Raw genomic sequence first — 12,048 nt, 5'->3', positions numbered from 1 at the left:
AGATAACATTTTGCGCCATTGGCGTCAGTCGTCGTACTTTCAATAAGGGGGAATCATGAATAACAAACCCGTAGTCGGCATTAGCGGATGTCTGACTGGCGCCACGGTACGCTTTGATGGCGGACATAAGCGTATGGATTTTGTCATGAACTCTCTGGCGCCGTGGGTGGCCTACAAACCGATCTGCCCGGAGGTGGCGATCGGCCTGCCCGTGCCCCGCCCTGCGCTGCGTCTTATCCAGACGACCTGTGGCGACATTCGGATGCGCTATAGCCATGCCCCGCACGATGACGTCACCGAGCGAATGAATGCCTTTGCTGATCGGTTTCTGCCAACAATAGGCGAACTGGCGGGGTTTATTGTGTGTGCAAAATCGCCCAGTTGCGGAATGGAGCGCGTTCGCCTGTATGATGAAAAGGGTAACAGGGGCCGCAAAGCTGGCACGGGGCTGTTTACCGCCGCGATGATGGACAAATATCCCTGGCTGCCGATAGAGGAAGATGGTCGCCTGCACGATCCGGTACTACGCGAGAATTTCATCGCACGTATCTTCGCGCTACATGAATTAAATGCGCTACGCGCGCAGGGCTTGAGTCGTCACAGTTTGCTCGCGTTTCATAGCCGATACAAACTTCAGCTTCTCGCCCACCACCAGGCCGGCTACCGCGAAATTGGCCCTTTCGTCGCGCGTCTGCATGAGTGGGACGATCTGGATGCCTTCTTTGTCCGATACAGAGAAAAACTGATGGCTATCCTGCGCCACCCCGCTTCACGTAAAAATCACACCAATGTGCTGATGCATATCCAGGGCTATTTTCACCGCGCGTTGAACAGCAGGCAACGCGCGGAATTACGCGAGGTGATTCTCGGCTACCGGGCGGGCCGACTACCTATCCTGGCACCGTTAACGCTGCTGAAGCACTATCTGGCGGAACATCCGGATGACTATCTACGCAGCCAGAATTATTTTGAGCCGTACCCTGATACATTAGGGCTGCGCTTAGCCATCACCTGATAACCCTGCGCATCGCTAACGGCGGGTAACCCGCCCGCCATGGTGACAATCGCGACAATTCAAAGGCGATGTCGTTATTGCCACCCTGATAGCGGCTATGACCGCGCCAGAGCGTTAATCACGGTTTCCATAGCCTGTTTTTCTAACGCGCTACGTTGGATGCGTTGATTCGCCAGCGCGGTTCTTAACACGCCCGCAATAACAATATATTTAGGCTCCTGCCCCAGATCGCGCATTTCCAGCACGACCTTGCCCACCACCCGGCACATCTCGCGGTACAGTTCGTCATCTTTTGTCGGTTTTGTCATACGTTTTACTCGTCGCCAGATCAAACCAACAGAATATAACAGTCTTCTCTATTAAACAAAATTTGATGCAAATCAAAGAAATAACGCGGTTTATTATTCATGGCTCATACGTTGTTCGTATTCTGGTCTCTGGCGAGGCCATTTTTTCGAAACGCCTAATCAGTTCCGCCAGGCTACCGGCCTGCATTTTTTCCATGACTCTGGCGCGGTGCACCTCTACGGTACGCACCGCGATATTCATCGCTTCCGCAATTTCACGGTTCATAAATCCTTTTGCCACCAGGCTGGCCAGCTCACGCTCTTTCGGCGTCAACTGCTGGTAACACAGTATAATCTCACGACGCGCCACCGCTGCCGATGAAACCGTCAGCGCACGCTCCAGCGCCGCCTGTAGCGGTTTTACCGATACCGGTTTTTGCAGAAAATCGACGGCGCCGCGTTTCATCTGCTCCACGGCCATCGGTACATCGCCATGCCCGGTAAGAAAAACAACCGCCAGGGTACTTCCGCACTGGCGCAACGCATCATGAACGCCCTGCCCATCCAGTACCGGCATTCGCATATCCAGTAATACGACCCCGGCCTGATACAGACTGGCCTGCGCCAAAAAATCCGCCCCCTGCGTCCAGCATTTTACGTCATATCCCAGACTTTCCAGTAAAAACGCGCACGCGTTAGTGACCGCCGTATCATCATCCAGTAGATGAATTGTCGCCATCCCTGCCCCCATTTTCATGTAAGAAATGTATCGTAACCACCGTTCCCGACAGACCGTCCGGCGCGGTCTGGTTCCTGATGCTGATATCGCCCCGCCCATACCGCACCAGCCGCTGGCAAATCGCCAGCCCTAAGCCCATCCCCTCTTTACGGGTGGTCATAAACGGCTGAAACGCCTGACGTAATAGCGCCTCATCGATTCCCCCGGCGTTATCCTGTAAAACAATACTGATGCCGTTTTCAGTGCGTTCAGCAACGATCCATAAATGGGTGGCGCCCGCCTGAGCCGCATTAAGAATGATATTCGCCAGCACCTGTTCCAGCAGCACTGACGGCAGCGTTACGCGCAGCGCAGCGCTAACCTCGGTATGCAGAGTCACTGTCGGAAACTGTTGCGCCATACGCAACAATTGCCAGACATGATCAATCGCCTCGCGAATGGCTATGGCCTTCCACGCTTCGGTTAGCACCGGGTTGCCCTGCGCCTGGCTGACCCAGTGACGCAGGTTACGCAGAGTATCCGCACCGCGTTGCGCCTGCTGGTCAATCTGCTCCAGCGCCGGCAGCAAGGGATGCTGTTCATCTGCAGCGCGCAGTCGAATCAGGCACCCCTGGGCATAATGTCGAATCGCGGAAAGCGGCTGATTAAGCTCATGGGCAAACCCGGAGGTCATTTCACCCAACACGCTCATTTGCCGGGCGGTTTCCAGCGCCCGCTCATGCTGATGAAGAACTACGCTATTACGTTCCAGTTGCTTTCCACGTCGACGCACCAGCAGCATGACCCAAATATAATTGAGCGTGAGCAACAAGAACGCCAGAATCACGCCGCCGACCATTAGCTGGTGCTGGATTAACCAACTTTTGACATCCAGCCACAGTCGACGCTGCTGAGGGTGCTGACGAACATCACGCAGCAAGGCTTCCACCTGACTGGTGGACGCAGGCGCGCCCCAGTGAAATGACGCGGCGGCGGGCGCGTTGAATAGCGCTCGCGTTACGCGATCCGCCAGCGCATCGCTTACCGCAGGTAGCGCCGCGAACGACCAGTCAGGATATAACGGCGTACTGGTTAAGCAAGGCAGGGGCGTCGGTCGGGAAAGCAGCGCGATAAAGTCCTTTTTATTAATCAATCCTTCCTGATCCATATTTTCTAACAGGCACACTGGCACAATTGCCGCCTGCACCGCTTTTTCGCGCAGCATATAGACTAAGGCATCGCCAGGAAATCCGGTAAAACGGAGATGAAAATCGCGCTCCGGGCGTAAGCCCGCGTCGCTGAGCGCTTTATAGCCTAATAAATAGCCGCCAAACGCCTGAGCATCAATCGCGCCGACGGTCTTACCGATGAGATCATGCGCCGTGGTGATGCCGCTATCGCGCCGGGTCAAAATCACGCTGCCAATAACATTACTCACCGCTTTCCCATCGCGCGTGGAGCGCAGGGAAGCTAACCAGCGCAGCGGCGCATGGCTGTTCAGTTGGACAAATTGCGCCGGGTTGGTTATCACAAACTGCACGGTTCCCTGGTTAACGGCCTCCTGCATTTGATGCAGATCCAGCGGCTGGATGTGAAAGGTTTCGCCTGGAAGCTGTTGGCTTAATGTCTTTGCCAACGGTTGCCAGTGGCTACGCGTAGACGCCTCGCCGCGCATGGCCAAAATACCGATATTCCACGTCCCTGCCCACGCGCCATGACAAAGTAGCCCTACTGCCGCCAACACCGCCAGGCGCCTTACGGTTTTACCTCTCACCCCAATATCCCTGTCAATTATGTTGTTTTAGATCAACAACAAGCCGGGTATGTGGTTAACCACAATAGAGCGCACCCCGCCTCGATTTTTACACTGTAAATCATCGACATTTTTTATTCATTACACATGAACCAACATCGTGACAAATGTTTCATTGTTGGCAATGTGGACGGGAGTCAATATGGACAGCAGTAAACGGCAATTTCTCCAGCAGCTTGGCGTCCTGACCGCTGGCGCCTCGCTGGTTCCGCTGGCTGAAGCGAAATTTCCTTTTTCGCCGGAGCGGCATGAAGGCTCTCCCCGACACCGTTACGCCATGCTTATCGATCTGCGGCGTTGTATCGGCTGTCAGTCCTGTACCGTAAGTTGCACTATTGAAAACCAAACGCCGCAAGGCGCGTTTCGTACGACGGTGAACCAATACCAGGTCCAGCGTGAAGGTAGTCAGGAAGTCACGAATGTGCTGTTGCCGCGTCTGTGCAACCATTGCGATAACCCCCCCTGTGTGCCGGTCTGCCCGGTACAAGCCACCTTTCAGCGGGAAGATGGCATTGTGGTGGTGGATAACAAACGCTGCGTCGGCTGCGCCTATTGTGTCCAGGCGTGTCCTTACGACGCCCGATTTATCAATCATGAAACGCAAACTGCCGATAAATGCACGTTTTGCGTCCATCGTCTGGAAGCCGGACTGTTACCCGCTTGCGTAGAGTCCTGCGTCGGCGGCGCGCGTATTATTGGCGATATCAAAGATCCCCATAGCCGCATCGCCACCATGCTTCATCAGCATCGCGACGCTATCAAGGTATTAAAGCCGGAAAACGGCACGTCGCCCCATGTTTTCTACCTGGGTCTGGACGACGCCTTTGTCACCCCATTAATGGGCCGTGCGCAGCCCGCGCTTTGGCAGGAGGTCTGAATGACGCATTCACTCATCATTGAAGAAGTGCTGGCTCACCCGCAGGACATTAGCTGGCTGCCGTGGGCGGTACAATATTTCTTTTTTATTGGCATTGCCGCCTGCGCCGCACTGTTTGCCTGTTATCTTCACTGGCGGAAAAAAGACGCCGCAACAGAAGAAAATCGGGCATTACTGATTGCCATTACCTGTGCGATTACCGCACCGCTGGCGCTGACGGCGGATCTGCACCAGACCGCCCGCGTCTGGCATTTCTATGCCTGGCCGACGCCCTGGTCGTGGATGCCCTGGGGAGCGTTATTCCTGCCGCTGTTTACCGGATTTCTCGCTCTGTGGTTCCTGGCGCAGCAGATTAAACGATTATTCAATAAAAGTTACAACGTCACTAAATGGTTGGCGTTAGCCAGCGCGCTTTGCGCGGTGGGCCTGTTGATTTATACCGGCCGCGAAGTCTCCGTTGTGCTGGCGCGCCCAATCTGGTTTAGCTACGCCTTCCCCGTGGCGATGTTTCTTAGCGCCTTACAGGCGTTCTTCGCGCTGATGATTGTCGCCGCCCGACGCGACTCGGTAAGGCTGCCAAAAATATTGTGGGGACAAATCTGGACGCTGGCGGCGCTGGGGCTGGTTGTGGCCATGTGGGTTAGCGGCGATACGCTTTCCGGCACGGCAATCCGTCAGTGGATTACCGTCGCCCTGTCAGCCAAATATTACGCTGTCGGCTGGGTAGCGCTGTGGGTATGCACACTGCTGTTCTGTAGCCTGGCGCTACGCCATCCGTTATCACAGCTAAGACGCGTCCTGCTGGTTCTCAGCGCGCTGGCGCTATGTTGGCTGATGCGCTGGACATTGTTGATTCAGGTACAAACCGTCCCCAAGTTCAACGCGCAATTTAACCCTTACTCGTTACCAGGCGGAACGGATGGCTGGCTGGCTATTCTCGGCACCTTCGGCCTGTGGATAGCGCTACTGATTATTATTCGTGAAACGCTGAACGGACTCACCAGGAGATTACAACATGGCTAATTTAACCCGTCGTCAGTGGCTAAAAGTCGGTCTCGCCGTCGGTGGGATGGTCACTTTTGGTCTGAGCTACCGTGATGTGGCGAAACGCGCAATTGATGGCCTGTTAAACGGGACGTCCGGCAAGGTAACGCGCGACCGCATCTTTGGCAATGCGTTAATTCCGGAGGCGCAGGCGCAAACACACTGGCAGCAAAATCCACAACAAACCATCGCCATGACGCAATGCTTCGGCTGTTGGACACAGTGCGGTATCCGCGCCCGGGTTAATGCCGATGGCAAAGTGATACGCATCGCCGGCAATCCCTATCACCCCTTGTCGCAGGAACACCCGATTGACTCGTCCGTCCCTTTTAGCGAAGCCATGGAGCAACTGGCGGGAGAAAGCGGTCTTGACGCCCGCTCAACCGCCTGCGCGCGCGGCGCCACGCTGCTGGAAAGCCTGTACAGTCCGCTACGACTGCTTGAACCGATGAAACGCGTGGGTAAACGCGGCGAAGGGAAATGGCAGCGCATCAGCTTTGAGCAACTTATTGAAGAAGTCGTGGAAGGCGGCGATCTGTTTGGCGAAGGTCATGTGGACGGACTGCGCGCTATTCATGCGCCGGATACGCCAATTGACGCAAAGCACCCCAGTTTCGGGCCCAAAACCAATCAGTTACTGGTCACGAATACCAGCGACGAAGGCCGCGATGCGTTTCTGCGTCGTTTTGCGCTAAATAGCTTCGGCAGCAAGAATTTCGGCGCGCATGGCGCCTACTGTGGACTGGCTTACCGGGCCGGCTCCGGGGCATTGATGGGCGATCTGGATAAAAACCCGCATGTCAAACCCGACTGGGAAAACGTGGAGTTTGCGCTCTTTATGGGCACCTCCCCGGCACAGTCCGGCAATCCGTTTAAACGCCAGGCACGTCAGTTGGCGAGCGCCCGACTGCGTGAGAATTTTCAATACGTCGTGGTCGCCCCCGCCCTCCCCTTATCAACGGTGCTCGCCGATCCTCGCGGTCGCTGGCAACCGGTCATGCCCGGCAGTGATTCGGCGCTGGCAATGGGGATGATCCGCTGGATCATGGATAATCAACGTTATAATGCTGATTATCTGGCGATTCCCGGCGTACAGGCGATGCAGCAGGCCGGCGAGCAAAGTTGGACCAACGCCACGCACCTGGTCATTGCGGATGAGCTGCCGACGCTTGCCGGACAACACCTGACGCTGCGCCATCTTACGCCCGATGGCGAAGAGACCCCTGTCGTACTGAATACCGACGGCGAGTTGGTCGATGCGTCCACTTGCCGACAGGCACGGCTTTTCGTGACGCAGTACGTTACGCTCGCCGACGGCCAACGGGTCACGGTGAAGAGCGGGTTGCAACGCCTGAAAGAGGCGGCAGAAAAGCTCTCGTTGGCGCAATACAGCGAACAGTGCGGCGTGCCGGAAGCGCAAATTATCGCGCTGGCGGAAACCTTTACCAGTCACGGACGTAAAGCTGCGGTCATCAGTCACGGCGGCATGATGGCCGGCAATGGGTTTTATAACGCCTGGTCGGTCATGATGCTTAACGCGCTGATCGGCAACCTCAGCTTGTCCGGCGGCGTCTTTGTCGGCGGCGGCAAATTCAACGGCGTTAGCGACGGCCCCCGCTACAACATGAACAGTTTTGCCGGAAAAGTGAAACCGTCCGGGTTAAGTATTGCCCGTAGCAAAACCGCTTATGAAGCATCGGAAGAATACCGCGACAAAATTGCCGGTGGGCAATCCCCTTATCCAGCCAAAGCGCCGTGGTATCCCTTTGTGGCAGGCCAGCTTACCGAACTGTTGACCTCCGCGCTCGAAGGCTATCCTTATCCGCTTAAAGCCTGGATTTCCAATATGAGCAACCCGTTTTACGGTGTTCCCGGTCTACGCGCCGTGGCGGAAGAAAAACTAAAAGACCCTCGCCGACTGCCGCTCTTTATCGCGATTGACGCCTTTATGAATGAAACGACGGCGCTGGCGGATTACATTGTGCCGGATACGCACAATTTTGAGAGCTGGGGCTTTACGGCGCCCTGGGGCGGCGTAGCCAGTAAAGCCACTACCGCCCGCTGGCCGGTTGTCGCCCCCGCCACTCACCGCACGGCGGACGGGCAACCTGTCTCAATGGAAGCATTTTGTATTGCGGTAGCAAAACGGCTCCATCTGCCCGGCTTCGGCGACCGGGCGATAACCGATCCGCAGGGCAATACTTTTCCACTGAACCGGGCGGAAGACTTCTATCTGCGCGTAGCCGCTAATATCGCCTTTATGGGCAAGACGCCGGTCGCGCTGGCAAATCAGGAAGATATTTCGCTTACCGGCGTCAGCCGCATTCTGCCAGCAATTCAGCACACGCTTAAAGCTGATGAGGTCGGTCGCGTGGCGTTTATCTACTCGCGTGGCGGCCGGTTTGCGCCCGAGGATAGCGGCTATACGGAGCAACGGTTAGGTAACGCGTGGAAAAAACCCTTACAGATCTGGAATGCAGATGTCGCCGCCCACCGTCACGCCATCACCGGGGAGCGCTTCAGCGGTTGCCCGGTCTGGTATCCGGCGCGTTTGTCAGATGGTCGTGCGATTGACGACCAGTTTCCCATTGGGCAATGGCCGCTGAAACTGATTTCATTTAAATCAAATACCATGTCCAGCTCAACAGCCGTCATCCCGCGCTTACACCATGTGAAGCCAGCAAACCTGGTGGCGCTGAATCCGCAAGACGGCGAGCGTTATGGACTGCAACATGGCGATCGGGTACGGATCATTACGCCGGGCGGTCAGGTCGTGGCGCAAATCAGTTTGTTAAATGGCGTGATGCCAGGCGTCATCGCCATCGAACACGGATATGGCCACCGCGAGATGGGCGCAACGCAGCACTCTCTGGATGGCGTGCCTATGCCGTATGATCCACAAATCAGGGCAGGCATAAATCTTAACGATCTGGGCTTTGCCGATCCGACAAGAACCATTACCAACACCTGGCTCGACTGGGTTTCTGGCGCGGCAGTACGTCAGGGGCTGCCGGCAAAAATCGAGCGTATATAACCCCCGGGCCGGAGAGCGATATCGTCTTATTTCGTCGAGGGTAGAGACTGATAAGCGAACGCTGTCCGGCTGCATATACTCACTGAATCGTGCAAGCCCAACTATTTTACGTTCACCCCGTCATATTACATAGAAAATATATGACAACACTCACAAAACTATTTTCCCCTTCTGTAAGCAATTAATATTTAACACATTGGCTGCGCTTCTGATTATTGACATTCATTTGGGGTTACTTCCGGTTGACCGCATAATCTGTGATTGAATTCACCGCATGACAACATTGCCATAAATACAATTCAACTCACTACCCGGAGGCAATATGTTTAAAGAAGAAAGACGTCATGCCATCATTAATTTACTGATAAAGGATAATAGTGTTAGCGTCAGTAAACTTTCAGACCTTTATAAGGTTAGCCAGGAGACTATTCGTTCCGATCTACGCTATTTCCAGAAATCAGGTATGCTTCAGCGTTGCTATGGCGGAGGGATTTTAAACCGTGACGCGCTGAGTAAGCTTATCACTGAAAATAAGATTGATATCTCCAGCACTATCGCCACGCCAATCCATCAGGATGCAAAACTGCGCCGGGAAAACCCAAAAAAAGCAGGCAAGGTGTGTGTTTTAGGCTCATTCAATATTGATGTTTCAGCAACCGTGCCGTGGTTTCCACAAAGCGGAGAATCCATTCTGGCCAGTCAATTTGGATTCTATCCTGGAGGTAAAGGAGCCAACCAGGCTTTAGCGGCAAACAACGCTGGCGCTGCGGCACATTTTATTTTTAAAGTGGGCAAAGATCAGTTCAGCGCATTTGCTATGAATCATATTATTCAATCAGGCATCACCTCATACAGCGCGTATCAAACAGATAAAGCACCCACCGGTAGCGCATTGATCTATGTCTCCGCCGTGGATGGCGATAATATTATCGCCATCTACCCTGGCGCCAATATGATGCTCACCACGCAAGAGATTAATGAGCAACACCGTTATATCGCCGAGTCTGACGTTATGTTAATGCAGCTCGAAACGAACATTGAAGCGTTGACTGAATTTATTCGTCTGGGCAAACAAGAAAATAAAATGATCATGCTGAACCCTGCCCCCTATACGAAACAGGTGACGCATTTATTATCTGATATTGACATCATCACGCCGAATGAAACTGAAGCCTCTTTTTTATCCGGTGTAACCATTACTGATATTAATGATGCAAAAAAAGCCGGAAATATTATTCTGCAATCCGGGGTGAAAAAAGTCATCATTACCCTTGGCGCCCGTGGCTCTCTGATCTGTGAGCACGCCCGCACGTTGTATATTCCTGCGTGGAGCGCCGTGGTAAAAGATGCCGCTGGGGCCGGTGACGCTTTTAATGGCGCCTTAGCCGCCGCGCTGGCGCGACAAGCAGACATGGTCGCAGCCATTCAATATGCCTCCGCTTTCGCTTCTCTGGCGGTGGAACAAGTCGGTGCGTCGAGTATGCCTCAGCACTTGCAGGTTTTACATCGAATGCGTACCCAATCTAATAAAGTCATTCACATTAATTAACAGGTGACATAATGAAAATTTTATTTATTGGCGAATCCTGGCACATTCATATGATTCACTCTAAAGGTTTTGATAGCTTTACATCGAGCAAATATGAAGAAGGTGCAGACTATTTATTATCCTGCTTACGCCAGGGTAATATCGATGTGGACTACATGCCTGCCCATATTGTGCAAACTCGTTTTCCACAAACCGCCGAAGCATTAGCCTGCTATGATGCGATCGTCATCAGTGATATCGGTAGCAATACGTTCCTGCTACAAAACAGAACGTTTTATAATATGGACATTATTCCTGATGCATTACAACTTATCGCCGATTATGTTGCTGAGGGCGGCGGTCTGTTAATGATCGGCGGGTATTTATCCTTTACGGGAATAGAAGCAAAAGCCAATTATAAAAATACGGTTCTGGCGGAAGTATTGCCGGTTGATATGCTGGATGTAGATGACCGCGTAGAACTACCGCAAGGATGTAAAGCAGTAAATACTGCGGTAGAGCATGTTATTACCCAGCCATTTAGCGAATGGCCGCCGCTGTTGGGCTATAACAAGCTTATCGCCAAAGAAAATAGTCAGGTCCTTGCTGAAATTAATGGCGATCCACTGTTAGTTATGGGTACTTACCATAAAGGGAAAGTATGTTGTTTTGCCAGTGATTGTTCGCCGCACTGGGGAAGTCCGCAGTTTCTGCAATGGGAACATTACGCCACCTTCTGGTGTAATGTTTTACACACAATAAAAAAATAATATTATCCAGGCGAATATAAATTTCGCCTGCCCTGCCACACACTGAGTCATTAAGAATATGAATGATACTTATCTCTATGGCGAAATGTTTTCTGAAAACATATTGACAAGCTATCGGATTTATGGAGACAGAAAATCATTACTCACGCCGCTCATTATCCTTCATGGCGGCCCTTCTGGCGGCTTTGATTATTTATTAAATTATCGCCGTCTGGCTGATGACGGGCGCATGGTAATATTTTACGATCAATATGGCTGCGGTCGTTCAACGCATTTTCCTCATGCTGACGCGTCTTTCTGGACTATTGCGCGTTATCTCCGTCAATTAACCCAATTAATTCATCACCTGGGTATTGGACACGGGTATTCGATACTGGGACATTCCTGGGGCGGAATGCTTGCCGCAGAGCACGCCTGCTTACAGCCTGCCGGGCTTCGCGGGACGATACTGGCCAGTTCGCCGGCCAGTATCGCCCTGTGGCAACAGGAAGCCATACGGCTCTTTAACGCTCTGACGCCAATGTCCGATGACGATATCAAAAACGTCATTATGCCCGCCGTCATTTATCAAAACCCACCGGAACAGCTGGTCGCTTATTATGCCAGACACGTTTATACCCTCGCGGAAGAAGCCGTTCATGTTCAGCGCTCTAATGCGCAGTTCGCCGCCGACCCTACGGTTTATCACATTTTATGGGGAACCAATGAACTGGCGGCAAATGGCAAACTTGCCGACTGGGATATTACGCCCCATTTGTGCCAGATACGCTGTCCTGTTCTGGTACTACGCGGCGAAAACGATCAGGCAACCGAGCGCGTCGTCTCTCCGCTTCTCTCTCACATTTCAGACTGCCGCGCGGTCACTATTCCCGGCAGCAGCCATAACCCGCATGAAGAAAATATCGCGCCCTGCCTCGCAGCGGTAAGCGCGTTTTTACGCGATCTGGCATAAAAAGCCATTA

10 protein-coding genes and 9 other annotated features are annotated in these 12,048 nt (G+C 53.3%); of the genes, 7 read left to right on the top strand and 3 right to left on the bottom strand.

What is annotated here, in order from left to right; translation table 11 throughout:
- The first annotated feature begins 44 nt into the window (after nt 1–44).
- Nucleotides 45–50, top strand: a ribosome-binding site (putative RBS for orf319; RegulonDB:STMS1H001627).
- Nucleotides 45–1,015, top strand: a protein-coding gene (gene orf319, locus STM1389) for a putative inner membrane protein (protein ID NP_460354.1). Within the gene, nt 56–1,015 belong to an annotated coding region; the region does not span the whole gene. (Overlaps the previous feature by 6 nt.)
- 95 nt (nt 1,016–1,110) lie before the next feature.
- Here orf319 and orf70 read toward each other — a convergent pair.
- The 3 genes from orf70 to ttrS form a co-directional block, all read right to left on the bottom strand.
- Nucleotides 1,111–1,342 (bottom strand): putative cytoplasmic protein gene (gene orf70, locus STM1388; RefSeq protein NP_460353.1). Within the gene, nt 1,111–1,323 belong to an annotated coding region; the region does not span the whole gene.
- Nucleotides 1,337–1,342, bottom strand: a ribosome-binding site (putative RBS for orf70; RegulonDB:STMS1H001626). Its footprint overlaps the gene before it by 6 nt.
- Before the next feature lie 78 nt (nt 1,343–1,420).
- Nucleotides 1,421–2,046 (bottom strand): tetrathionate reductase complex: response regulator gene (gene ttrR / locus STM1387; RefSeq protein ID NP_460352.3). Within the gene, nt 1,421–2,041 belong to an annotated coding region; the region does not span the whole gene.
- Nucleotides 2,016–3,800 (bottom strand): tetrathionate reductase complex: sensory transduction histidine kinase gene (gene ttrS, locus STM1386; protein NP_460351.1). Within the gene, nt 2,016–3,794 belong to an annotated coding region; the region does not span the whole gene. Before ttrS ends, ttrR begins: the two co-directional genes overlap by 31 nt.
- Nucleotides 2,041–2,046: a ribosome-binding site (putative RBS for ttrR; RegulonDB:STMS1H001625), on the bottom strand. Its footprint overlaps the gene before it by 6 nt.
- Nucleotides 3,795–3,800: a ribosome-binding site (putative RBS for ttrS; RegulonDB:STMS1H001624), on the bottom strand. It lies within the gene ttrS.
- Nucleotides 3,801–3,957: 157 nt before the next feature.
- Between ttrS and ttrB the strand changes: the two genes are divergently transcribed.
- The 6 genes from ttrB to orf32 all read left to right on the top strand — a co-directional run bounded on the left by ttrB (nt 3,958) and on the right by orf32 (nt 12,038).
- Nucleotides 3,958–4,710, top strand: coding sequence for a tetrathionate reductase complex, subunit B (ttrB, locus tag STM1385; RefSeq protein ID NP_460350.1), 753 nt, complete (start codon nt 3,958–3,960; stop codon nt 4,708–4,710).
- Nucleotides 4,703–4,708: a ribosome-binding site (putative RBS for ttrC; RegulonDB:STMS1H001623), on the top strand. It overlaps the preceding gene by 6 nt.
- Nucleotides 4,703–5,733 (top strand): tetrathionate reductase complex, subunit C gene (gene ttrC / locus STM1384; protein ID NP_460349.1). Within the gene, nt 4,711–5,733 belong to an annotated coding region; the region does not span the whole gene. The genes ttrB and ttrC overlap by 8 nt, the downstream gene beginning before the upstream one ends.
- Nucleotides 5,718–5,723, top strand: a ribosome-binding site (putative RBS for ttrA; RegulonDB:STMS1H001622). (Overlaps the previous gene by 6 nt.)
- Nucleotides 5,718–8,788, top strand: a protein-coding gene (gene ttrA, locus STM1383; RefSeq protein NP_460348.1) for a tetrathionate reductase complex, subunit A. Within the gene, nt 5,726–8,788 belong to an annotated coding region; the region does not span the whole gene. The genes ttrC and ttrA overlap by 16 nt, the downstream gene beginning before the upstream one ends.
- 315 nt (nt 8,789–9,103) lie before the next feature.
- Nucleotides 9,104–9,109, top strand: a ribosome-binding site (putative RBS for orf408; RegulonDB:STMS1H001621).
- Nucleotides 9,104–10,337 (top strand): putative regulatory protein, deoR family gene (gene orf408, locus STM1382; protein NP_460347.1). Within the gene, nt 9,111–10,337 belong to an annotated coding region; the region does not span the whole gene. (Overlaps the previous feature by 6 nt.)
- A gap of 4 nt (nt 10,338–10,341) precedes the next feature.
- Nucleotides 10,342–10,347 (top strand) — a ribosome-binding site (putative RBS for orf245; RegulonDB:STMS1H001620).
- Nucleotides 10,342–11,086, top strand: a protein-coding gene (gene orf245 / locus STM1381; protein NP_460346.1) for a putative cytoplasmic protein. Within the gene, nt 10,349–11,086 belong to an annotated coding region; the region does not span the whole gene. (Overlaps the previous feature by 6 nt.)
- A gap of 55 nt (nt 11,087–11,141) precedes the next feature.
- Nucleotides 11,142–11,147, top strand: a ribosome-binding site (putative RBS for orf32; RegulonDB:STMS1H001619).
- The gene (gene orf32 / locus STM1380; RefSeq protein NP_460345.1) for a putative hydrolase or acyltransferase occupies nt 11,142–12,038 on the top strand. Within the gene, nt 11,145–12,038 belong to an annotated coding region; the region does not span the whole gene. (Overlaps the previous feature by 6 nt.)
- The last annotated feature ends 10 nt before the right edge of the window (nt 12,039–12,048 follow it).

The sequence above is a fragment of the Salmonella enterica subsp. enterica serovar Typhimurium str. LT2 genome (genome assembly GCF_000006945.2).
Classification (GTDB): domain Bacteria; phylum Pseudomonadota; class Gammaproteobacteria; order Enterobacterales; family Enterobacteriaceae; genus Salmonella; species Salmonella enterica.
Note: the sequence above shows the minus strand (reverse complement) of the source record. Positions and strands in the feature narration are given on the sequence as shown.